The following is a 23,031-nucleotide window of genomic DNA, read 5'->3' on the forward strand; positions in this document are numbered from 1 at the left end:
TTGTACGAACAGAACGTGTAGGTACTCGAGCTGACGCCGGCGCGTTTGCGGGGATGGTGGATCCGGGCCTGCAGACCCTCTTCTTTCCACAACCGGCCGGTGGTTCCCGCGGATCGTGGCGTCCGTTTGTCACTCACCTCAGCACCGGAATGCGAGTCGGCGAAGCGCTCGGGCTCCGACACGAGGATATCGATGCCGCTGGCACCGCGATCCAAATCCGAAAGCGCCGCAACAGCAACGGTGCTCGTGTCAAGGGCGGTCAGCGCGAAATACCAGTGCCGCCGAGTTTGATCCGGCTCTACACCGACGACTTGGTCGAGGAGTACGGCGACCTCGACTGCGACTATGTCTTCGTTAATGTGGGGGGCGGACAGCAGGGCGCTCCATAGCGCTATTGGAACGTCACGGACCTCATCGAACGGCTCCGCGTGCGCGGCGGAGTCGCGTTCACCGCACCCTATGATGCGCCGCACCGTCGCCTCCGAGGGCACGGCGTGGGCGCTGCCCTCAGCAGGGGCCGCCCAGCGGTCTGGCATCACACGGCTCTTTCAACCGGCGAGCACCTCCCAATCCGAGAAGAGGCTTCCGGAAGAAGGCTCACAAGCGTCGATGGTGAGCGCAGGTGCGGCGTGCCTTGCCGCAAGCGCTGCCAGGCACGCGCCAATCCTTGCGGAGACGCAGTTCTTTGAATACTATTCAAAGAACTTTTGAGAGGGGGAGTGCGCTGAGTACTCGACCGCTTTTCTACTGCCTCGCGCAGCACCCGCCCGTCACGAGCCTCGAGGCGTTTCAGGACGAGGTGCGCCAGCTGTGCGCGGACTATCCCGCGGCGAGGCTTGTCGTCTTCCCCGAGATGCATCTCTGTGGGGGAATCCCCAACACACCGCTCCCTGAAGCCGAGCCGTACATCGAGAGCGCTGGCGGACCGCGGGATCGAGCGCTCGCGCGGCTCGCACGAGAGCACCAGATCTGGCTGATCCCGGGCAGTGTGTTCGAACGCGCGGAAGACGGCACGGTCGCCAATACCGTGTCGGCCTACTCACCCGAAGGGCACAGGGTCGCGACATATCGCAAGGTGTTCCCCTGGCAGCCATATGAAAGGACCTCGCCCGGAAGCGAATTCACGGTGTTTCGTCTCGGCGAGTACGGAACGGTCGGGCTGTCCATCTGCTACGACATCTGGTTTCCCGAACACGGCCGACAACTGGCCTGGTTGGGGGCGGACGCCATCATCAATGTCGCCCGCACCACGACCTCAGATCGCGCGCAGGAGCTCATTCTCCTGCAGGCAACGGCCATCGCGAACCAGGTTGCGGTCCTTTCCGTGAATGCCCCGGCACCGGGTGGACGCGGGCAGAGCATCGCCCACGACGCCGAGGGGCGGCTGCGGGTTCGCAGCGTCGACGCGTCGACGGAAACCCTCAGCGACGTACTCGATCTCTCGGAGTCGTCGCGGGTGCAGCGCGATGGAACGGCCGGCCTCAACCGAGTCTGGTCCCAACTCGACACCACGAACACCAGCCTTCCGATGTACCGCGGTGGGCGCATCCAACCTCGCCAGTCCTGAGCGAGCAGCCTTGTTCGAATTCCCAGATGCAAAGGAGCATCATGTCATTGACCAGTAGCCAAGCCGCGGTGAAGCCAACGAAATCCCAATTGGGACTGTCATCTCTGGTGTTGTTCGGAATCGCCTACATGGCTCCGGCGGTCGTGCTTGCCACGTTCGGAATCATCTCGGAAGTCAGTTCTGGTACCTCGTCGGGAAGCTATCTGCTCGCCACGGTGGCGATGCTCCTGACGGCGGTCAGCTACGCCACTATGTCGGCTAGGTTCGCGCTCTCCGGTTCCGCCTACAGTTACGTCCGGAAGACGCTGGGGGCCCACACCGGGTTCATGGCGGGCTGGGTCTTGATCCTCGACTACTTCTTCCTGCCGATGGTCATTTTCCTCATCAGTGGTTCGTTTCTCAGTGCACAGTTCGAGGCGGTGCCGTTCTGGGTCTGGATCGTGGCGCAGGTGCTCATCGTCTCGGTCGTCAATGTGCTCGGCATTCGGGTGGCGGACAAGGCGAACCTCCTGCTTCTGAGTTTCGTTGCCCTGGTTCTGATCTGCTTCGTCGCACTGTCCCTGAGAACCGCTGCGACCGACGGCGGAGCGTCGGTTCTCAGTCCCTTCTGGAACATGGACAGCTCACTGGCGGGAGTTGCCGCGGGCGCGGCGATCGCCTGCTACTCGTTCCTCGGTTTCGACGCGATCACGACCCTGACCGGCGAGGCAAAGGACCCGCGACGATTGATCCCACGCGCGATCGTCATCGCGACACTGGCAATGGGACTGATCTTCACCGTGGTCAGTTTCGCCGCCGAGCTGGTTCTCCCGCTGACCGTCGTCAACGACGTCGATTCGGCGGCGTTCGACATTGCGGCCCAAGCCGGTGGGAATCTTCTGTCGGCGACGATCGTCGCGGCGCTCGTGATCGGAGGGTTCGCGTCGTCGATTGCCGCGCAGGCGGGTGGCTCGCGACTGCTGCTCACTATGGGACGTGACGGAGTTCTGCCGAAGAGGTTCTTCGGATACCGCCATCCCAAACTCGGCACCCCGGTTCTGAACATCGCGCTGATTGGTGCCGTCGGACTGTTTGCCACCCAGATGACGCTGACCACATCGACGTCGTTCATCAACTTCGGTGCGTTCACCGCGTTCACCGCGGTGAACCTGGGCGTGCTGGTGCTCCTTCTCCGTGACAAGGAGAGTGGACCCGCCCGTTGGGTGCGTGTCCTGCTCGCGGGTGCCGCCATCGCCATCACCGTCTACTTCCTGCTCAGCCTGGACACCCACGCGGTCACGCTCGGGGCCGGCTGGCTGGTCGCTGGTCTGGTGTACCTCGTCGTCCTCACACGCGGCTTCTCGCGTCCGCCGCCGGAGATCACCTCAGAAGCAGGCTGATTCGATGCCGACCCCGCTGCGATAGACTGCGCGTCAGTAGTCACAGGGAAGGTCGCGGCATGGCTCGCCCGAGTAACCAGAAGAGGCGACGCGCGGAGATTGTTGCGGCCGCCACAGCGGCGGTCCACAAGCACGGTGCCGCCGGGATCAACCTCAAACGTATCGCCGAAGCCGCCGACATGTCTTCGGCGTTGTTGCTCTACTACTACTCGGATGCCAACGACATTCTCGCCGAGGTGTATCGGTCCGCGACCAAGCAGTTCCTCGATGAGAGAGAGCGGCTCGTCGCGAAAGAGACGCTCCCGCTGTCGATGCTCAGACGGTGCATCGCGTTGGGCACCCCCTATCCGGGAAGGCGTCGTGAAGCGGCACGGATTCTTTACGAAGTCGCTCCGGTGATCGTGGACGAACCCACCGCTGCGAGTTGGAGCCGGCACTTCTTCAGCGGTCAGGCGGCGCTGTACCAGAGAATCGTCGAGGCGGGGATCGCCAGCGGCGACTTCTCGCCACTGCTTCCTCCGGCCAAGATCGCCACAGCCATGGTGGCCCTCGAAGACGGCCTGGCCATACATGCGATGACCGGTCTGTTGACTCCCGAGGAAGTCGAGGCGGATCTCCTCGCGCATGCCGAGGCGCTGCTGTGCATTTCATCACCGGGATGGGCTGATAGTGGCGGTGAAAGCAGCGAAATCCCAACCGTTTCGGTGTGAACGTGACCTGAAACTGAACCGTTCGGGGTTTGATGCCGCTTCCTTCTGTGTGGAGGATGCAGATTATGGCCAGGTATTACCCGGTCGAGCAGAGACCTCAAGGAGGCCAACGAGATTCTGAAAGCGGCCTCGATTTTCTTCGCGCGGGAGCTCGACCCGCGCCACCGCTGATCTGCGGATTCATCGACCTCCTTTGGCCGGAAGAAGCCATCCGCCTCGTGCCGCCAGGTGTCGCACACCTGTCTGTTCACGACGTCGAGTTTGGTCGGTGAAGCCTTGATCGACGATGAAGTCGAATATCCAACAGTTATTGTGAATACGCAAGGCAGGGCGATTAATGGGAGTCGACCGCCCGGCTGCGCCGATCTTGTGTCGACGTATGTTCACCAATGCCGGGGTGTACTGACCAGGGTGTCCACGGGCGGGAATCCATCTGTCCGCGGCCCTCGAGGCGGCGTGCGACCCACCATTCGTCGGGTTCGCCGTGGCGACCGCGCAGGGGCGTTTGATATCGCCAGGACGTCAGCCTAGTTTGGCCACTTGATGTTTCGGATCGGCATCGTTCCTCGTGGCTTGTGCGGTGCCCGGATATCGACTTCGCTGATGGGCCCAATCGGGCACGAATCTCGAACGATCGCACCGGCGACCTGACGCCTGGTCAGCATCCCCGTTTCGGGCAATCGCTTGTTCGTGTACGAGCGGTGTCGCGCCGGGACCGCCGGGACAGAGTCCGGCGAGGCTACGTGATGACAACCACACCGGCACTTGACAGTGAAGCCACTCACATCAAATACTCAACGACAATGTCGGATATACATCGCAGGTGTCGAAGTTAAGAACGGAGTGTCCATGGTCGCACGTACGCGGTCCCTCCGGTTCACAGCGGAGCACGTCACCGGCCGCATTCCCCGCGTCACCACCTATGAACGCACCCACGAAGAAACGGAGCACAACGTGAGGCACCTGTCGTTAGGACCCCGCACCGTGCGGCGGCTGCCCGTTGAACCGACGGCTGCCGGGCGTCGTCGTCCGGCCTGGGTGATCGCCATCGGGATGGTTCTCGCCGCCGTGCTCGGGGTCGCGACGGCGGAAGTCAACGCGCCTCGCGCGCAGGCGGACGAGAGTCAGTATCTGGAGTTCTACACTCCGCCCGATCCGCTGCCGACGGGCCAGCCCGGTGACCTCATCCGAAGCGAGCCTTCACGTTTGGTGTTGGAGCCCTCGGGCCAACTAGGTTCCTTCGTGGGGACCGGGACCCGGATCATGTACCGCAGTACCGACGCACAGGGCAAGCCGGTAGCGGTCACCGGCACCTACATCGAGCCCGACGTACCGTGGCCCGGCAGCGGGCCGCGACCGCTGCTGGCCTATGCGACCGCCCCCTACGGAATGGGGGAGCAGTGCGCCCCGTCGCGTCTGTTCAATCAGGGCATCCACGCGTCCCTGCAAACCGGATTCGACGTGATGTTCAACGTCGAGGAGGGCTTCATCGCGACCCTGCTGGCCCGCGGGTTCGCCATAGTGGTCACCGACGGCGTCGGTTCAGGTGTGCACGGACCCCAATCGCCGCAGTTCCTGAACCGGATGGCCGGCGGGCACGCACTTATCGACGCCGCCCGCGCCGCGATGAAGCTACCCGGCACGTCCCTGGACCCACACGGCCCCGTCGCATTCTGGGGCTGGCTGGCCGGCGGACACGCTGCGCTGTCCGCAGCCGAGCTGACCAGTAGCTACGGACCCGAACTGAACGTCGTCGGCACCTACGCGGCGGCCACGCCCACCGATCTCGCCGAAGTGCTGCCCGGAATCGACGGCAACTTCCTGGCCGGGGCGACCGGGTTCGTGCTGCGCGGGATCATGGCGTCCTACCCCGAAACCGAACAACCCATCCGTGACGTGCTCACGCCACGGGGGTTGGAGATGCTCGACAACACCGGTCGCCAGTGCCTGATGCAGACTGGGATCGACTACATGTTCCGGCATCTGCAGTTTTGGTTCAAAGGCGACGTCTTCGAGATGGCGAAGAACGATCCGTTCAAGACCATCCTGGGCGCCCAGCGGCTCGGCAACGAAAAGCCCACCGGGCCGGTGTATTTCACGCACAACAGGTGGGACCCGTTCGGCCCCTATCAGTCAGCGCTGGACACGGCCCGCGACTACTGCGCCAAGGGTGCCGACGTCACGTTCTGGACCAACGAGCAGCCCCCGCTGTTCAACAAGCTGGACGTTAACGCGATGCTGCCGGTGTTCGTCGACGGCGAGCGAAGCATGGCGTGGGTGGCCGACCGGTTCAACGGCGTGCCCACCGCCTCCAGCTGCGGGGAGCTGTGACGGCAGTAGGTGGACCTGGATTCGTGGGGCTTCGGCGTGGGGGCGCCGGCATGACCTTCGGCCAGGCCGGGCGCGGCTATTCTGCGGGTATGCCCTCTGCGCGCAGCTCCCGACAGGTCGACGGCCGGGCACGGAGCCAATCCGGCAAGCAACGCGACGCTGCGCCCGACGCCGAACCGGCCCCGCATGCGGCAACGGCCAAACCCAGCACCATTCGTCGTGAACTGGTCGAGCAGCGGATCATGGAAGTGGCCACCGAGCTGTTCGCCGAGCGGGGGTTCGCCGCGACCAGTCTCGGAGACATCGCCGAGGCCGCCGGACTGACCCGCCCCGCGATCTACCACTACGTCGCCAACAAGGACGAACTCCTGGCGCGGCTGGTCCACGAGAAGACCGAGGAGCCCGCGATCCTGCTGCGCCTAATCAACGAGCGCACCGACCTGGGTCCCACCGAGAAGTTGAGGACCATGGCCACCGAGATCGCGCGCGGCCAAACACAATCCCCCGCACGCTTTCGACTTTTGGTGCGCTCGGAAGCCGAACTCCCCGAACAGCTTTCCGAGGTGTACCAACAGAGCAGGCGCAACGTACTCCAAGAGTTCGTGCGCGTTATCGACGACGGCATCGCCTCCGGTGTTTTTCGTCCGGTGGACCCGCGCATCGCAGCCCTCGGTGTGATCGGAATGCTGAACTGGATCGCGTGGTGGCACCACCCGAGCGCGTCCGACAGCGACCGGGTCATCGAGCAACTCGCCGACATGGCGGTCCAAAGCGTCCTGCACGAACGGGACGGCACTCATTACGACAGCGGCCCTCTGCGGGCCATTGCTGCGTTGCGCAACAACCTGGACTATCTCGAACGCCAATTCGGCGGAGGATCGAAGGGGTAGGCCCGTCGGCCCATGCGTGCTGGGATGGGCGTCAGTACCGCTTGGCGAGCCAGTCTCCGATGTCGACTGCGGCGAGTGACGCACCGGTGGGTTCGCCCGGTTGGAGTGATCCGCCGAAGTGGGTGCCGGCCACCTGGGTGTGCGTGATGTCGGTGGCGCCGAGTGCGCCGACCATGGCGTGGGCGTCGTGCGGGAAGCAGGCCTGGTCGCCGGTGAGTTCGACGAACAGCGTCGGGGCCCGAACGCCAGGTGCGCATCGCAGGAAGTCGGCGTTGGTGGTGTTGGCAGACCACGTGGACAGCCAGGCGTCCGGGGTGGCGAACCGGCCGAAGCCGATGAGGCCGTAGTTCGTCAGATCCGGGCGTCGCCCGAACAGCGACCCGTAGGGCCGGTCGTTGGGATCGAGCGAGAGGTCGGTGAAACGCAGGTCCGCGTCGGTGCGGTAGACGGTCAGCACGCGCGGCGCCAGGGCGGCGCGGCGGTCGGCAGGGTCGGCCGAGGACTTGAATCGCCGATGCGCCGCGTTGGCGTCTGCGGCCCGGGTGCGCGCCTCGGCGTCGATGCGGGCGATACGGGCCTGCTGCGCTGCCCGGTAGCGGTCCACGAACTCGGCCGGGTACGCCGAAGGTTCTGGGGCCGGGTGGTAACCGTTGGCCTCGGAGAACGGGTCCAGCGTCGGATCGACGCTGAGTGGGTCACCTTCGTCGCTGACCGACGGGTCGATGAGCCGCGCAAGGAGCTGTCCCTGCCCGGGGTGGGGAGCCATGAACACCGCGCCATCGGGCATGGGCATGTCGGCGGCCGGCAGATCGACGGGGCGTCCCGACGGCGATGTGGTCAGCCGTTGCTCCGGTGAGAGGCCCGCCTGCTGGTGGTAGAACGCGAACAGCGTGCCGCCACCAGAGTGGCCCAGCGTGATGCGGTGGTCAAACCCTTTGTCGCGCAGGAATACCTGGCCCGCGGCGACATCGAGCAATGCCTGCTCGTGAATGAGGTTGAGGTCGTTGTTGGTCGAACGGGTGCCTTGTGTCCACACGGCGTAACCGCGGGCCACCAGTTCGGGGACGAGCACGTGGTGGGTGAGGTCTTGTCGTGGGTGCATCAGAATCACGACGGTGTCGCAGCCCGGCAGCATCCGCAGTACCCCGGTCACCGTGGCTCCGTCGGAGGTCTTCAGTTCGTGAGTCGAGGTGATGGTGTTGGTCGGCAACTCGGCGGCAGTGAGGTAGCGGCCCGCGCCAAGCCGTGTGGTGGGGGTCGACGCGTTCACCGTGGTTCCAGCCTCATCGCATCCTTGTCCCACTGGGTGATCGCCGCATCGATCAACCCGGCGACGCTGCTGTACCAGACGGCATGACGGCATCCGGTCGCTCGGCGGTCGATGACGATCGGGCCGGGTGCGCTGATCTTGAAGTAGGGTCCGACGCGGTCGATGGTGACGGTAGGGCTTTGCCCCGCCTGCACCACGACCGGACGGTTCTCCGGGACATCGAGCACGAACAGCGCGGTCACGAGACGGGCACCGTGGTGGTGTCGTGTTGGCGTTGCCATTGGTTGGCGCGTTGGACGATGAGTTCGGCCTTGCGGACCAGCAGCGCGTCCATCGAGGGCGCCGGACCCGAGACCACGTCGATCAGGGCGTCGATGGTGAGGTTGGCGTCGAGGTCTTCCTGCGGGGTCACCGGTCGCATCGCGCGGGTGATCTCGATCATGTAGCCGTTGGGGTCATGGGTGTAGATCGATTCGATGGTTTCGTGCTGGATCTGCATCTCCACGGGCCAGTCGCTGGCGTCGAGACGGCGCCGGTAGTCGAGTAGATGTTCTTCACTGTCGACGTGGATGGCGAGGTGGCGTGAGCGGATGAACCACACGGGCACGGTTTCGTCGAACCGCGAGTAGGAATCGCCCTGGGGGCCACCGGCGAACGGTTCGAGCCCGAAGTAGTAGAAGAACGCGAGCCGGTCACCATTGCCGATGTCGAAGAAGAAGTGGATGAAGTCGGGGTGTTTGTCTGGGCCCCAGCCGGCAGCACAGATGGAGTGCACTACCGGGAATCCCAGCGTGTCGCGGTAGAACCGGACGGTCGCCGCGGGATCGAAGGTGGGGTATGCGACGTGATCGACACCGCGGACGAGGTGTTGTGAATCAGACATGCGGTCTTCCTTGGATGGGATGGCTCGACGGGATGGTCGTCAGGCGGGGACGGAGGCGAGATCGGCTCGCAGCAGGCTGCCGGCGCCCTCGATCGTGACCGGCAGGTTCAGGCTGCGCAGCAGGCTATAAGCGCCGGCGGTGGCTGCCGAGAGCACAGGCAGACCGAATTCGCGTTCGGCGGGTTCGATCAGGTCCAGGGATGGCATTTGGACGCAGCAGCTCAGCACCAGCGCGTCGACTCCGGTCAGATCCAACGACCGGGCCGCCGCCATCACCTGTTCGCCTGGGATGCAGCCGACGTCGGCGTTATCAGCGACTTCCAGGGCGCGCCAGTCAACGACGTCGAAGCCTTCGGCGATCAGATAGTCCACGACCTGCTGCGCCAGGGGCTTCACATATGGGGTGACCAGCGCGATCCGCTTGGCGTCGAGCACGCCGAGTGCCTCGACCAGTGCTCCAGCGCTGGATCTGACCCGGGCGTCCGAGCCGCCGGTCGCGAGTTGTTCGGCCACGGCAGCTTCGACGCGCCGGTGCTCACCCGGGCCGCCCACCATCACCGCGACCAGGCAGGCGTAGAGCAGCACGGCGGGGTCGGCATCGGCGATCTCCATGATGCAGCGCTCTCGCTGGGCATTCATCGCCGCCAGCTGCTCGGGTGAGACCGTGTGCATCCGCATACGCGTGGAATGAAACGAAAAGCGCGACAGCGGGTGCCGCGCCAGCAGCGCGGGCATCTCGGTTTCGACGGTGACGTTGGAACTCGGTACTACCAGTCCGATTCGATACGGCGTGGTCATGTCGGTGTGGGTCCTCCCCAGCGCAACTGCTTGACGTTTATGGCGATTATTCGACACCTGTGAGTGTGCGAGTTTTGTGCAGATTCGTCAACCACGGCCAGAGGGACGCTCAAGATCCGAATAATGGATGGCGGTGTGACTGTTGACACAAGCACCATATGCGTCCAATACTCGACACAGGCGTTGACTCCGTTGGAGAAGTCGGGCCGCTCAAGTGGAGGGACATCAACAGATGGCATACGTGATCGGCGTGGACGTCGGCGGAACGTTCACCGACGCGGTACTCGACGACGGCAACGGCATGGTGATCGCGGGCAAGGCGCCGTCCACGCCACCGGACTACTCGACTGGCGTCATCGACGTGCTCGGCGTGTTGGCCCAACAGCTGGGCCAGCCCATCGAGGACATGCTGTCCGACACGCATCACATCGCGCACGGGACGACGTCCTCGCTCAACGCGCTGGTGATGAACCGGGTCCCCGACATTGGGTTCATCACCACCAAGGGGCACCGCGACTCCATCTTTATCATGAACGTCGAGGGCCGCTACCTCGGCCGCTCCACCGAGGAGCTGCAGAACCCGCTCTGGCAGAGCAAGTCTCACGGCCTGGTGCGTCAGCGCCACGCACTGGAGGTCACCGAGCGGCTGGACCGCGACGGCCGCGTCGTGGTGGCACTCAACGAGGACGAGGTCCGCGGCGCGATCACCACCCTGGTCGCCGACGGCATCTCCGCGATCGCGGTGTCGCTGCTGTGGTCATTCCGCAACCCGGCCCACGAGCACCGCATCCGCGAGATCGCCCACGAAATCGATCCCGACCTGTTCGTAGCCATCTCCAGCGAAGTGTCGCCCCGCATCAGGGAATTCGCCCGCAACGCCACCACGATCATGAGCACGCAGATCGGACCGGGCCTGCGTGATTACCTCGGCCAGCTGGAAAGCAGACTGCGGGAGCTGGGCATGACCGGGCCACTGCTGGTGATGCAGAGCAACGGCGGCGCCGTCGCGGCATCAGAGGCTCCGGGCAATGCCATCTCCACGGTCGGATCGGTTCTCACCGGCGGGGTGGTCGGCGCGGTGTCGCTGGGCCGACAACTCGGACACCGCAACATCATCGCCACCGACGCCGGCGGCACCACGTTCCTGGCCGGCCTCATCGTCGACGGCGAACCGGTCCGCTCCTCGACCACCGTGATCAACCATCACCCGATCAACGTCCCCACTCTGCAGGTGCACGCCATCGGCTCCGGCGGAGGGGCGATCGCCTGGCTCGACGCTGGCGGAAATCTGCAGATCGGCCCGCACAGCGCGCAAGCCGTCCCCGGGCCGGCGTGCTACGGAAACGGTGGTACCGAACCCACCAACACCGACGCCAACCTGGTCCTGGGCATCATCCCCGAACGCGGTCTGCTCGGCGGGCGACGGACACTTGATATCGGGCTGGCCCGCGAGGCGATCCGCACCCGCATCGCCGAACCCCTGGGGTTGACCATCGAAGAGGCGGCGGCCGCGATCTTCGAAGTCCAAAACGCCCAAACCGGCGATCTGCTGCGCAAGACCGTCGTCGAAGCCGGCCACGACCCGCGCGAGTTCATCGTCTACGCGTTCGGCGGTTCGGGCCCCGCCCACTGCGGCTTCTACGCACAGGAGATCGGGGTCACCGACGTCGTGGTACCGCTCGGGCAGGTGGCCTCGGCGTTCTCCGCATACGGTCTGGCGTCCTCGGACATCGTGCTGGCCAAGGAGCTGTCCGATCCTGCTGCGATGCCGCTGGATCCCGCACGCGTGCAACGCAACTTCGAGGGCCTGGAGGCCCAGGTCCGGGACATGCTGGCCCGGCAGGGCCTGGCCTTCTCATCCATCGAGATCGAGCGGGAGATCGACATGCGCTACTCGATGCAGCTCGCCGAAGTGGCGACCCCCGTCCCCAACGACAACCTGACCGCAGACGACGTCGGCGCCAGCGTCGAGGTGTTCGAGCAGCGTTACGCCGAGCTCTACGGCAAGGACAGCGGATTCCGCGAGGCCGGAATCCAGGCCATCACCTACCGGGTGCGCGGCACCGGCGTGCTGCCGTTCTCACCCACCCTGCCCGAGGTCAAGCAAGCCGACTCCATTGATGCCTCCGCAGCCCTGGCCGGGACCCGCAAGGTGTGCCTGGGCGGGCGTGGTGGCTACGTCGACACCGACATCTACGAGTACACCAAGCTGCGTGCCGGGCACGTCCTGCGCGGGCCTGCGGTGATCGAGGTGCCCACCACAACCGTCGTGGTGCCCGCAGGCACCACTGGCACCGTCGACCGACTCGGCAACCTGCACATCGCCGTCGACCGAGCCTGATTCACAAGCCTGATTCACAAGCCTGATTCAGAGGAGAAGCCACCATGACCGCCCCCATCCCCGGCTCCGAGATCTTCTCCAGCCGACCCATCGACCCCGACACCCTCTCCCGCATGATCGGGTCGACGGTGCCGATCCACACCGTCACCCAGGAGCAAATCGACGCAGTCGACCCACTGACCTACGAGGTGATCCGGCACCGCCTGTGGTCGGTCACCGACGAGATGGGGGAGGCGCTCAAGCGCATGTCCGGTTCACCCATCGTCACCGACGCCAACGACTTCGACTTCGCCATCAGCGACGAACTCGGCCAAGAGGTGCAGGTCGGTCTGTACAACACCATGCTCGTCGGTGCCGTCGACCTGGCGATCTACTGGACGCTGCGTCATCGGGCCCAGAACCCCGGGATCACCGAGGGCGACATGTTCCTGTGCAACGACCCGTGGGTCGGCGGCGGGTTGCATCAGAGCGACGTGATGGTCTACCAACCGGTCTTCCACGACGGCAAGTTGTTCGCCTGGACCAGCGCCATCTGCCACGAGCCCGACCTCGGAGGGTCGGGCCTGGGATCCTTCGACCCGGCGGCCAAGGACGTCTTCTCCGAATCCCTGCCCACCCCGCCCATCAAAGTGATGCGCAACAACGAAATCCAACGCGATGTCGCCGACGCCTGGATCCGACGCTCCCGGGTACCGATGCTCGTCGGTCTCGACCTGCGGGCCAAGATCGGCGCCAACACTGTGGGACGCACCAGGTTGACGTCGGTCATCGAGCAGTACGGCGCCGACACCGTCAAGGCGGTGATGAAGCGGATGATGAACGACGCCGAGACCCGACTGCGCCACAAGCTCACGGCCCTGCCCGACGGCACCTGGCGCGCCACCGGCTACCAGGATCAAAGCTCCGTCGGGGACCGCGCCATACACAAGATCACCGTCGCCATGACCAAGAACGACAACCACCTCACCTTCGACTTCACCGGCACCGACCCGCAAACCGGCGTCATCAACTGCACCTACGCCGGTATGCGGGGCGGTGTGATGCTGGCCCTGCTGCCGATCCTCGCCGGTGACATCCCCTGGTCCGCCGGTGGACTGATGCGATGCTTCGACCTTGTGTCCGAAGAAGGCACCATCAACAACGCCACCTTCCCCGCCGCGGTCAGCCGCGGCCCCATCGGCCCGGCCTGGCTGACCGGCAATCTCATCGCCGAGTGCCTGGCCCAAATGCTCGACCAACGCATCGAACTCGGCAAGAACGTGCAGGCGTCCTGTTGCGGCACCTGGGACACCGCGGTCATCGCCGGCCTCGACGAACGCAACGACCACAGCGTCCCATTCCTCAACATCATGATGGAACCCATGGCCGGCGGTTACGGCGCTCGCCCCGTCGCCGACGGCATGGACACCGGCGGCCTGTTCTGCATCCCGATGGGACGCATCCCCGACACCGAGATGACCGAATTCCTCTACCCCCTGCTGACACTGTGGCGCCGCGAGGAGCCCGACTCCGGGGGCCCCGGCCGCATGCGCGGCGGGGTCAGCGCGTCGGTGGCGGTCACCCCCTACGGCAGCAGCCTGCCTATGGGCCTGGTCTTCGCCTCAGCCGGCAAGGCCATCGCCCAGAACGCCGGCCTGGCCGGCGGCCAGCCCGGCAACACCGGATTGGAAATCCTCGCCCGCGATGCCGGTATCGCCGAGTTACTCGCCCAAGGCCGGTTGCCTGGCGACCTCGGCGATTTGGGGGGCACCCGCGAGATCGGCGCCTGCTATGCCGAAAGTTACCTCGCCCCAGGCGAAGTGCTCTATATGCACTGGCAAGGAGGCGGCGGTTACGGCGACCCGTTGCGCCGCGAACCCGCTGCCGTCGCCCGTGACGTCGTCAACGGCAAGGTCAGTGTCGAAGGTGCCCGCATCAACTACGGTGTCGTCGTCGCCGAGGGTGACGTCGACACCGCGGCCACGGAGGCGCTGCGTGACGACATCCGCGCCGAGCGACGGAGCCGCTCCGACATCCCCCAAACCCAGCAGGCGAACGTCCACCCCGAAACCGGCCGGCGCATCGACGACAACCTCGCCGAGATCACCATCGGTGAGGCCCGTGTGATCGCCTGCGCGCATTGCGGACGACTGCTCGGAGACAGCAAGACCGGCCGACTCGATCTGGCCCGTTACGAAGGCCCCTCCACCGACGCCGGACCCCAGGTCACCTCCGAACCCACCGAATACGTCGACACCCCAGTGGTTTTCCGGCAACTGTGCTGCCCGGGCTGCTGGACTGCCGTGTATTCCGGCATCATCCCCGCCGATCACCCCGACCACGTCTCCGACCTGGCCCGACTGCTCCCGGCGGTCGCCGAGTGAATGCAGTGATGCCAGCGCACAGACCCACGACGCCGTATGACTGGGACGGGCGGCTCGTGCCCTATCCCGCCGATCGTGCCTGCCACTACCGCCAGACCGGCCAATGGAGCGACACCCCGACCGGCGCTCGCCTCCACGAGACCGCGGTGCGCCATGGCGACCGCGTCGCGCTCATCACCGCCGAGGCCACCTTGACCTATCGCCAACTCGACGAGCGCACCGACCAAGTCGCCGCCGCACTCGCGAGGCTGGGGCTACGTCGGCTGGATCCCATTCTGTTCCAGGTCACCAACAAAGCCCACGCCGTGGTCGCCTGGTACGGGTGCCTCAAGGCGGGCCTGGTCCCGGTGGCTACCCTCGCCGCGCACCGCGCCCACGAAATCGGGCACATCAGCACCAAAGTCGGCGCGGTGGCCCATATCGTCGAGGCCGGATTGAAGTTCGATCTGGTCGCCTTTGCCCACGACGTCGCCCGTGGGCATCCCACCCTTCGCCACGTCTTGACCATCGAGGCACCCGTGGCGACCGACGGCACCACGCGCGTCGAGGACCTGGGATCCGACATCGATCCGACCACCGCCCGCGCACTGGTCGAATCGATCGAAGCCCGCACCGATCCCTGCGACGTCGCCGTCTTCCAACTCTCCGGCGGAACCACCGGTGTGCCGAAGGTCATCCCACGAATCCACGCCGAATACTGGAACAATGCATTGTTCTACGCTCAGGCCCTAGGCTGGACTCCCGAAACCAAAGTGGCGCACCTGATTCCACTCATCCACAACGCCGGCATCTCCTGCGCCCTGCACGCCGCGCACGCCGTCGGCGCCACCCTGGTCGTGGCGACACCGGACGCACCCTCTGCATTCGAGTTGATGGCCCGCCACGAGGTCACCGACGCGCTGTTCGGCCACGGCCACTACCAAGCGGTACAGCGGCCCGAGTTCGACAAGGTCCGCCGCACCCTGCGCCGGGCGCTCCTGTCCGGTGCCAAGGTCAGCCACGACCTGTTCCGCCGCGTCGATGACAGCGAGCAGCGTTGGGCGGGGCAGCTTTTCGGGATGTCCGAAGGTCTGTTCACAGTCACCCCGCTGGATGCCCCCGAGGTCGCCCGCAGGGAGACCGTCGGGGTACCCATCGCCCCGTCGGATGAGGTGAGGATCCTCGACCCGTCCAGTGAGCAGGAAGTTGACGCCGGTGCGATCGGCGAACTGTGTTGCCGCGGTCCGTACACGATCCCGGGCTACTTCGACGCGGCCGAGCACAACGCGATCGCCTTCACCCCCGATGGCTTCTACCGAACCGGTGATCTGGCGTCGATCCGCGACATCGACGGACGCGGCTACGTGTGCATCCAAGGGCGCATCAAAGACCTGATCAACCGCGGCGGGGAGAAGATCAACGCCGAGGAGATCGAGGTACTGCTGCTTCGTGATCCGCGTATCGCTGCGGCCGCCGTGGTCGCCATGCCCGATCTGCGGCTCGGCGAGCGCGCCTGCGCCTACTTGGTCTCGGTCGACGGCGTCGAGCTGACCATGGCGCAGGTGCAGTCGCACCTCGACGGGCTCGGAGTCGCCAAGTACAAGTGGCCCGAACGGCTGCAGTGGACCGAAGCCCTGCCGCAGACCAACGTCGGAAAGATAGACAAGAAGTCGCTCCGCGCCGACATCGCGGCACAACTGGAAGCCGAGGCGGCAAAATCGGTTGCACAAGTGGATGATTCGTTCGACCACGGCGCTTTGGTACACGAAAGGCATCACGCATGATGTTGAAGACGATCGCGGTCCTCGGCGGTGGCCCTGGCGGCCTGTACGCCGCGCGGTTGCTCAAACTGAGCCACCCCGAGGCCCAGGTGACCTTGTACGAACAGGGGGTGCCGGAGAAGACCTTCGGGTTTGGTGTCGGCTTGGCCTCGCGCACCCAACGCAACCTGCGGTTGGCCGACACCGCGTCGCTCGACGCGATCGTCGCCGCGTCGCACCCACACGACATGTCCATGCGCGTCGGCGACCAGCACGTACAGCTGGCGCACGGTGAGTTGCTGGCCATCGGGCGGGCCACCCTGCTGGGCGTGCTGCAGCGCTTCGCACAGGACGCCGGGGTGCAGCTGCGGTTCGACGAACGACGCTCGGTGGGCGATCTGGATGCCGATCTGATCGTCGCCGCCGATGGGATCAACAGCACCACCCGCACCGAATTGGCAGACGACTTCAAGCCCGACATTGCCGAGGGGCGGGGTCTGTACCTGTGGTGTGGCACCGAATTTGCCCTGCCGAGTGCGGTATTCACCCCGGTCACCACCGAGCACGGGTCCTTCGTCGCCCACGCCTACCCCTACGCCTCCGACCGCAGCACCTTCTTGATCGAAACCGACGAATCGACTTGGCGGCGGGCGGGATTCGAGGACACCACCCGTGACACCCCGGCGACGCAGACCGACCAGGCCTCACTCGACTACCTCCAGGACGCCTTCTCCGACGCCCTGCACGGGCATCGGCTGATCGGTAATCGCACGCGCTGGATGCGGTTTCGCACCGTGCACTGCGGCACCTGGCACACAGGCAACGTGGTACTGCTCGGAGACGCCGCCCACACCGCTCACTACTCGATCGGGTCGGGCACCAAGCTTGCCATGGAGGACGCCATCGTCCTCGACCGCGCGATCACCGCCGCCGACACCCTTGACGAGGCGCTCGACGCCTATGAACAGGATCGCCGACCTGCCGTCGACCATTTGCAGTCGATCGCCCTGCGTTCGATGCTGTGGTGGGATTCGTTCCCCGACCGCATGACCACGATGCCGGTCGAGCAGTTGATGCTCGCTTACATGACGCGCGCCGGCAAGGTCACGGTGGAACGCTTCGCCGATTCGGCTCCGCACGTCGCGCGCAGGGGAGTTGCCGCCTATGCCGCCGTCAGGGAGGACGACGTTCCCCCCTCGGGCGACCTGGTCGACTGGATCCTCGGTCGGCCACTGATCCGTGGCTCACGTCGGTTCGACGGCCGAGTAGTGCCCCACGAGATCGGCGCCGAGCCCACCGTACATCGCGTCGACGTCGGGGCCACCGCGGCCTGGGGCGACGACGCGGACCGCGTGATCAGTGAGTTGCCACCTGCCGAGATCTACCTGCTTGTCGGACCGGCGGACCGCGAATCACTGCTCAACCGCTTTGATTTCGCCGAACGGCTCCGCCACGCCACGGGGGCGCTGGTGGCGGTCGACCTGCCGGCGGATCGGCGCGCAGACGCAGCGGCCGCGCTGGTCAGTGAACGCGCCGACCTCGTAACCTTCACCGACTGAATTGATTTCGGAACCCGATGCGGGGGAGAAGCCGCTCGTTGAGACCGCGATCAGCGATGCGATTGCGCACCTCCAGTCCGAACTCGGCCGATGAGCCCGGTTGCACGAACGAAAACTGGGACACTCCCATTTCACTCCAGATGTGTTCATCGGGCCTATCGTCCAGAGTGTCGGTCAGCGGGCGCTGGAGGTAAAGCCGACTCGCGGTGGCGCCGCGCGTGATCTGCGCCGCCAAGCCACGAGAATCTAAGGTCATCACCGCCGGCGGATTTGCCGGTAGGCCCGTCAGGGCGGCCAGCCACGCCAAACTTGCTCATGGGCGTAGCAGGTAAGCGCGCCGGCAGGGATAGATACCCTGCCGGCGCCGTAGTAGCCAGCGGCCAAGGGGCAGTTGATCTTCCACTCCGAGTATGACCCGTCGCGATAGTGAACCCAAAGTTGCGCGCCATCGAGGTCGTGTAGGGAGACGTCACCAGCTTCGAAGCGCGCAGCACCCTGCTACCGAAATCTCAGGAGCTGTGCAGTGCGCGCGAGAGAAGTTCGCCCAGAGCACGATCAGGGACTTCGTTCCGTTATTTGTTGAGCGCAACGCCGCATTCGCCGCCCGCCCGCGACTAAGGGGGACGATGTCGTCGTCTGCGGAAGGTGCAGGAGAGTTCTCGGGGCTATCGGTGTGATTGATGCAATCAGCCAGACTCGGCGATCCGGTCAGTAATGGCCTCGGCCGCTTTGCCGAGCCCGATCAGTTCCGCCTTCGTCAACGGTTCCACCACCAGTTCGCGCACCTTGGCGACGTGCAACGGGGCCGCGGCGGCGACCCGCTTCATTCCCGCCTTCGTGAGCTCGACCACGCTCACCCTGCCGTCGTCGGCGCAGACACCCTTGATCACTAACCCATCGTCGGCGAGGCGCTTGACTACGTGCGACAGCCGTGACAACGAGGAGTTGGCACGGGCGGCGAGCTCCGACATCCGCAGCGTCTTGTTCTCGGCTTCTGACAGATTCGCCAACACCAGGTACTCGAACGTCGTCAATCCGGTGGTGCGCTGCAGATCGCTTTCCAGGGCCGCCGGAAGCTCCATGATCATCGACAGGAGCTGGCGCCACGCACGCTGCTGATCGTCGTCGAGCCACATCGTTTCGGGTCGAAGACGATTACGGTTGGGTCGCGTCATGGCGACGACCCGATGGTGTCCCATCGCACAGCTGTCATCCGGACCTCCTCCTCCGTCTGAAGGATAGTTCAACCATCAACCATCAACCATCAACTATCAACCATTGAACGTGAGCCGCCGACCGGCGACGGCTCCGTCGTGGAACCCTCGACACCGGTGATTCCGTAGGAACAACCCTCAACCCTGGGGCACCGGTGATGGCGTCGGGCCGTCATCGGGGCGTCGCGGCCTGAGTCGCGCGGGCAACGAGTGCGATACGGACAATTAGTTGACGCATCACGTTAATGCGATCTAAGGTGATTGAAGCGTCAACTAATATCACCCTCCGTGCCCGCGTGAATGCGAGATTCGCAGCTGCGTCTGCTCGGATCAGTCCTGTTCGCACGCTTACGTCTTCGAGGAGCCCTGGTGAACGTCGTGGTATGGATCGCGTCTGGATTACTCGCCGCTGTGGGTCTGGCGCTGCTGCAGGTGGGCGCGGCGGTGTTCCACGGTCGACGAGCGGAGTACAAACACTGGCCCGTAAACGCCGTGTTCCTGGCGGTGGCGATCTTCGTCGCGGCCGCTCGGACCGCGGAGGTCGTGCGATGAGCAGCGCTCTGCAGTACGCCCTCGTAGGCACCGGCAGCGTAGGCGCGGTTCTGGCGCAACGGTTCTCCGACCACCACGTCCCAGTACTCTGGGCCAACACGCGAGGTCCGGAGACGATCGACGTCACCGAACTGACCGCCTCGATCACACCGGCCACCCTCGACACGGCCCTGAATGCAGACGTGATCATCCTGGCCATTCCGTTCCTGAAAGTCCGAGAGTTGGGCAAGACCCGTTCGGACTGGTCGGGCAAGATCATCGTCGACGCGACGAACGCGTTCCTGGTACCCAATTCCGAGCACATCCTCGGCGGCCGCCTGTCGACCGAGTACAACGCCGAGGCCTTTCCCGGCGCCGCGGTGGTCAAGTCGTTCAACCAAGCCGCCGCCCGGCAGCTCGCCGAGAAGCGCCCACCCGAATTTGGGAAGCGCGTGGTCTTCGTGTCCAGCAACGACTCCGCAGCAAGCGCGGCGATAGCCGAGCTGTGCACCGAGCTCGGCTTCGCCCCAATCGAACTCGGACGTCTCGACGAGGGCGGCGTACTCATCCAAGCCCGCAACGCCCTGGTCCTACGCGAACTCTACGAGCTGCCCTCCGACCTCGAGAAGAACACTCAGGTGACGTCGTCCGCTGGGCGCGATCTCACCCCCGGCACGTGGACGATCGACCCCGTCCACTCGTCCATCACGTTCTCGGTTCGCCACCTAATGGTCGGCAAGGTACGGGGCCGGTTCGGCGACTTCTCCGGAGCGATCACCGTGCCCGAGAACGGAACTCCGAGCATGACGGCCACCATCGCAGTCGGGTCGGTGGACACCGGCAACCCAACCCGCGACGAGCACCTGCGGGCACCTGACGTCTTCGACGCCGACGAGTTCCCCACCGCGACCCTCGGCTCGGTCGACATGCACGGCACAGGGCAGCACGACTGGGTGCTCATCATCGACGTCACCCTGCGCGGAATCACCAAACGCCTCCCACTGGCGGTCTCATTCCTCGGCGTGAGCCCCGGCATGGGTCACGGTGAAGTAGCCGGGTTCGAAGGTGAAATCAAGCTGAAGCGTAGCGATTTCGGCGTCCTGACCGACACCCCCGTGCTAGCCGGAGGCGGCCCGATGCTCGGAGACACCGTCGACGTCACCGTGTCTCTAGAGGCGGTCAAGGCACCCCCCGCGCCGACCGGATGATGCGGCGACGCCGCACCCGCGTAGGGCCACATCGTTCTGACACGCCAGAACTGAAGCGACGACCACCGTGACGGACATCAATGAAGGGAAGACCACCAGTATGTTCACAATCCCAGCCTCCGATCCTTCTGAGTTCGCCGGCAAGCGCGCGATCGTCACGGGGGGTTCGCGTGGTATCGGCGCGGCCATCGTGCAGCGGCTGCTCGACGGCGGCGCGACCGTGGTTACTACGGCGCGTAACGCCACCGACGAGACGCCGAAAGCCGCCACGTTCATCCGTGGCGACATCAGCACGCTCGAGGGTGTGCACGCGTTCGTCGCGGCAGCACTGGAGGAACTTGGTGGTGTCGACATCGTGGTCAACAACGCGGCAGCAGCACGCGCCCACCTCGATGGCATTTCCTCCATCCCCGACGACGAATGGCTCGACGCGCTCGACCTCAACTATCTCTCCGCCGTCCGGGTCAACAACGCGCTGCTAACGGCGCTGCGCGAGGCGGGAGCGGGCAGTGTGATCGTCAACATCTCATCGGGAGCGGCGCTGACGCCTGCACCGCCGTTGGCCCACTACGCTGCTGCGAAGGCCGCGCTCAACGCCTACGGCAAAGCGCTCGCTGCCGAGCTTGCGCCGGCCGGAATCCGCGTGACCACGATCGTGCCCGGCAACGTGCTCACCCCAGGCGCCGACGCGATCCGCCAAAACTTCGCCGATTCGATGGGCGTCTCGCTCGCCGACACCACCGCGGGCATCCCCCTGGGGCGCCCCGGAGACCCGCGAGACATCGCCGAGGCCGTCGCCTACCTCGCCTCGGACCGGGCGCAGTGGATCACCGGAGCCAGCCTGATCGTCGACGGCGGCGAATCCTCCAGCTTCTAGCTTTCGCGCGATCTTCACCCACACCGAGGGCGAAGCAGCAGACTGCGGTCGCCGCCGACCAGCGCCTACTAGAAGGAGAGTTCAATCCCATGCCCGTCTACCAATGCGTGACCCAACCGGAGCTCCTGACCGCCGACAAGCGCGCCGAGGTGGCCAGGGAAATCACCCGCATCCACTGTGAGATCACTGGCGCACCGGCGGCATTCGTCAACGTCCTGTTCCTCGACGCGCCCGACGGGTGGCTGTTCACCGCTGGGCGACCGTCTTCATACTCGGTGATCGGCGGTGATATCCGACATGGGCGCGACGTCGAGACCCGTCAAGAGATGCTGCGTGCTCTCTCTACGATGTGGACGGCCATCACCGGGCAGCCCGAAGCCGAGCTGATCGTGGGACTGCGAGAGATACCGTCCGAAAATGCCATGGAAGCCGGCCTGATCTTTCCGCCACCAGGTCAGGAAGAGGCCTGGTCCAAAGCCAACGGCGAACGCCTCACCGAACTCGGACTCACCTAGACCGGTGCCCTTGCGCTCGCAAGGCTGGTCGCGGCGGGCTACGACGACGGATCGCCGATACTGGCTGACCGTGTCGTCGGCGGCGGCCCCTCATCGCTGATCTCCTTTTTTTGGAGCGTGCGCGCACTCTCACGTCGAACGGTGCGAGCAGGTTTCTTCACTCAATCGACTTCAGCACGCGCCGAGATTTCGGGCCCGTGAAGCCCGGGGTGGGGAATACGCCTCATGCGGTTAGAGGGCGACGATCGACGCGGCGGCCTTGGTCTCGTCGCCCGCCTGATAGGTAAGTATCGTGACGTCCCGGTCGACTGGGCCGGGGCCGAAGTAGTCCGTCTTACCAGCCGGGTGCCGATGGATGATGATTTATCTGGTGTCGAGCGCGATCGGCGCCAGGTTCTCAATGGTGACCGAACGGGGGTGCCGGATGAGTGCGGGGCCGTGCAAACGAGGTCCGCGGCGACGCCCCAAAACACCACGTTGTTCATGCTGATCGAAGAGGTCGACGTCGGTGAATCGGACCGGGTGTTCGGCGCTCTTCCGGACACACTCGATCTTCCGCGGCGTGGGCCACCGCTACCTGCGCTGTGACCCACGACCTCGAGTGTCGCCGGGATGGTCGGCCGATCATCTTCGCCAACGTGATGTGGCGTTTCGTGGTCTCTGATGAATGGGTAGCGCTGGGTTTTGAGGCGCCCGGTGACGCCGACGTCGGCGCTTATCAGGGCTGCCCCAGCTTCCGGGTTGAGACCTCGCGGGTGTCCGTGGCCATGAAAAGGTATCCACTGGTGGCCAAGTCGAGGTATCCAGTTTTGGCCAGATAAAAGTATCCACCCCGTGTTCGTCGTGTCGATCAGGA

General features: G+C 65.2%; 21 protein-coding genes. 15 read left to right on the top strand and 6 right to left on the bottom strand.

The features are described 5' to 3' along the window. Positions 1-622: 622 nt before the first annotated feature. The 5 genes from H7J73_RS01735 (at position 623) to H7J73_RS01755 (ending at position 6,877) form a co-directional block, all read left to right on the top strand. Complete coding sequence (locus H7J73_RS01735; RefSeq protein WP_264065508.1) at positions 623-1,567, top strand: carbon-nitrogen hydrolase family protein; 945 nt, start codon at positions 623-625, stop codon at positions 1,565-1,567. Positions 1,568-1,608: 41 nt separating this feature from the next. Then, the gene (locus H7J73_RS01740) at positions 1,609-2,946 is read left to right on the top strand and encodes an APC family permease (protein ID WP_264065509.1); all 1,338 of its coding nucleotides are present in this window, start codon (positions 1,609-1,611) and stop codon (positions 2,944-2,946) included. A gap of 59 nt (positions 2,947-3,005) precedes the next feature. Further along, positions 3,006-3,656 carry a TetR/AcrR family transcriptional regulator gene (locus H7J73_RS01745; RefSeq protein ID WP_264065510.1) on the top strand — a complete coding sequence of 217 codons (651 nt, stop codon included), beginning with the start codon at positions 3,006-3,008 and terminating at the stop codon, positions 3,654-3,656. A gap of 1,053 nt (positions 3,657-4,709) precedes the next feature. Then, a complete protein-coding gene (locus H7J73_RS01750) occupies positions 4,710-5,987 on the top strand; it encodes a lipase family protein (RefSeq protein ID WP_264065527.1) in 1,278 nt (425 codons plus the stop codon). An 89-nt stretch (positions 5,988-6,076) separates the two neighbouring features. Continuing rightward, the gene (locus H7J73_RS01755) at positions 6,077-6,877 is read left to right on the top strand and encodes a TetR/AcrR family transcriptional regulator (RefSeq protein ID WP_264065511.1); all 801 of its coding nucleotides are present in this window, start codon (positions 6,077-6,079) and stop codon (positions 6,875-6,877) included. A gap of 31 nt (positions 6,878-6,908) precedes the next feature. On the opposite strand, the gene H7J73_RS01760 is transcribed toward H7J73_RS01755, so the two are convergent. The 4 genes from H7J73_RS01760 to H7J73_RS01775 are packed head-to-tail and all read right to left on the bottom strand — an operon-like array spanning position 6,909 to position 9,828. Continuing rightward, positions 6,909-8,147 (bottom strand): alpha/beta hydrolase, encoded by a 1,239-nt coding sequence (locus tag H7J73_RS01760; protein ID WP_264065512.1) that lies wholly within the window; start codon positions 8,145-8,147, stop codon positions 6,909-6,911. Continuing rightward, positions 8,144-8,389 carry a hypothetical protein gene (locus tag H7J73_RS01765; RefSeq protein ID WP_264065513.1) on the bottom strand — a complete coding sequence of 82 codons (246 nt, stop codon included), beginning with the start codon at positions 8,387-8,389 and terminating at the stop codon, positions 8,144-8,146. The genes H7J73_RS01760 and H7J73_RS01765 overlap by 4 nt, the downstream gene beginning before the upstream one ends. Then, complete coding sequence (locus tag H7J73_RS01770; RefSeq protein ID WP_264065514.1) at positions 8,386-9,030, bottom strand: VOC family protein; 645 nt, start codon at positions 9,028-9,030, stop codon at positions 8,386-8,388. Before H7J73_RS01770 ends, H7J73_RS01765 begins: the two co-directional genes overlap by 4 nt. A gap of 39 nt (positions 9,031-9,069) precedes the next feature. Beyond that, positions 9,070-9,828 (bottom strand): maleate cis-trans isomerase family protein, encoded by a 759-nt coding sequence (locus H7J73_RS01775; protein WP_264065515.1) that lies wholly within the window; start codon positions 9,826-9,828, stop codon positions 9,070-9,072. Between the two features lie 232 nt (positions 9,829-10,060). On the opposite strand from H7J73_RS01775, the gene H7J73_RS01780 reads away from it, so the two are divergent. Genes H7J73_RS01780 through H7J73_RS01795 form a run of 4 tightly spaced genes read left to right on the top strand, consistent with a single transcriptional unit; the run spans position 10,061 to position 17,830 of the window. Continuing rightward, positions 10,061-12,169, top strand: coding sequence for a hydantoinase/oxoprolinase family protein (locus H7J73_RS01780; RefSeq protein WP_264065516.1), 2,109 nt, complete (start codon positions 10,061-10,063; stop codon positions 12,167-12,169). Positions 12,170-12,213: 44 nt separating this feature from the next. Further along, the gene (locus tag H7J73_RS01785) at positions 12,214-14,532 is read left to right on the top strand and encodes a hydantoinase B/oxoprolinase family protein (RefSeq protein ID WP_264065517.1); all 2,319 of its coding nucleotides are present in this window, start codon (positions 12,214-12,216) and stop codon (positions 14,530-14,532) included. An 8-nt stretch (positions 14,533-14,540) separates the two neighbouring features. Beyond that, complete coding sequence (locus H7J73_RS01790) at positions 14,541-16,295, top strand: (2,3-dihydroxybenzoyl)adenylate synthase (RefSeq protein ID WP_264065518.1); 1,755 nt, start codon at positions 14,541-14,543, stop codon at positions 16,293-16,295. Beyond that, positions 16,292-17,830, top strand: coding sequence for an FAD-dependent monooxygenase (locus H7J73_RS01795; RefSeq protein ID WP_264065519.1), 1,539 nt, complete (start codon positions 16,292-16,294; stop codon positions 17,828-17,830). Before H7J73_RS01790 ends, H7J73_RS01795 begins: the two co-directional genes overlap by 4 nt. On the opposite strand, the gene H7J73_RS01800 is transcribed toward H7J73_RS01795, so the two are convergent. After that, the gene (locus tag H7J73_RS01800; RefSeq protein ID WP_264065520.1) at positions 17,820-18,065 is read right to left on the bottom strand and encodes a hypothetical protein; all 246 of its coding nucleotides are present in this window, start codon (positions 18,063-18,065) and stop codon (positions 17,820-17,822) included. The genes H7J73_RS01795 and H7J73_RS01800 overlap by 11 nt on opposite strands. A gap of 175 nt (positions 18,066-18,240) precedes the next feature. On the opposite strand from H7J73_RS01800, the gene H7J73_RS33930 reads away from it, so the two are divergent. After that, positions 18,241-18,507 carry a three-helix bundle dimerization domain-containing protein gene (locus H7J73_RS33930; protein ID WP_435405403.1) on the top strand — a complete coding sequence of 89 codons (267 nt, stop codon included), beginning with the start codon at positions 18,241-18,243 and terminating at the stop codon, positions 18,505-18,507. Between the two features lie 9 nt (positions 18,508-18,516). Here the strand turns inward: H7J73_RS33930 and H7J73_RS01805 are convergent, their stop codons facing one another. Further along, complete coding sequence (locus tag H7J73_RS01805) at positions 18,517-19,005, bottom strand: MarR family winged helix-turn-helix transcriptional regulator (RefSeq protein WP_264065521.1); 489 nt, start codon at positions 19,003-19,005, stop codon at positions 18,517-18,519. Between the two features lie 408 nt (positions 19,006-19,413). Here H7J73_RS01805 and H7J73_RS01810 point away from each other — a divergent pair, with 408 nt between their 5' ends. From H7J73_RS01810 to H7J73_RS01835, 5 genes are all read left to right on the top strand, one after another. Then, positions 19,414-19,596 carry a DoxX family protein gene (locus tag H7J73_RS01810; protein WP_264065522.1) on the top strand — a complete coding sequence of 61 codons (183 nt, stop codon included), beginning with the start codon at positions 19,414-19,416 and terminating at the stop codon, positions 19,594-19,596. Then, positions 19,593-20,783: a YceI family protein gene (locus tag H7J73_RS33655; protein ID WP_308207383.1), complete on the top strand. Its 1,191-nt coding sequence runs from the start codon at positions 19,593-19,595 to the stop codon at positions 20,781-20,783. The genes H7J73_RS01810 and H7J73_RS33655 overlap by 4 nt, the downstream gene beginning before the upstream one ends. Positions 20,784-20,883: 100 nt before the next feature. Continuing rightward, positions 20,884-21,660, top strand: a complete 777-nt coding sequence (locus H7J73_RS01825; protein WP_264065523.1) for an oxidoreductase — start codon at positions 20,884-20,886, stop codon at positions 21,658-21,660. Positions 21,661-21,749: 89 nt separating this feature from the next. Continuing rightward, complete coding sequence (locus H7J73_RS01830) at positions 21,750-22,175, top strand: tautomerase family protein (protein ID WP_264065524.1); 426 nt, start codon at positions 21,750-21,752, stop codon at positions 22,173-22,175. Positions 22,176-22,400: 225 nt separating this feature from the next. Continuing rightward, a complete protein-coding gene (locus tag H7J73_RS01835) occupies positions 22,401-22,763 on the top strand; it encodes a hypothetical protein (protein ID WP_264065525.1) in 363 nt (120 codons plus the stop codon). Positions 22,764-23,031 lie beyond the last annotated feature (268 nt).

The sequence above is a fragment of the Mycolicibacterium komossense genome, from assembly GCF_025822605.1.
GTDB lineage: Bacteria > Actinomycetota > Actinomycetes > Mycobacteriales > Mycobacteriaceae > Mycobacterium > Mycobacterium komossense.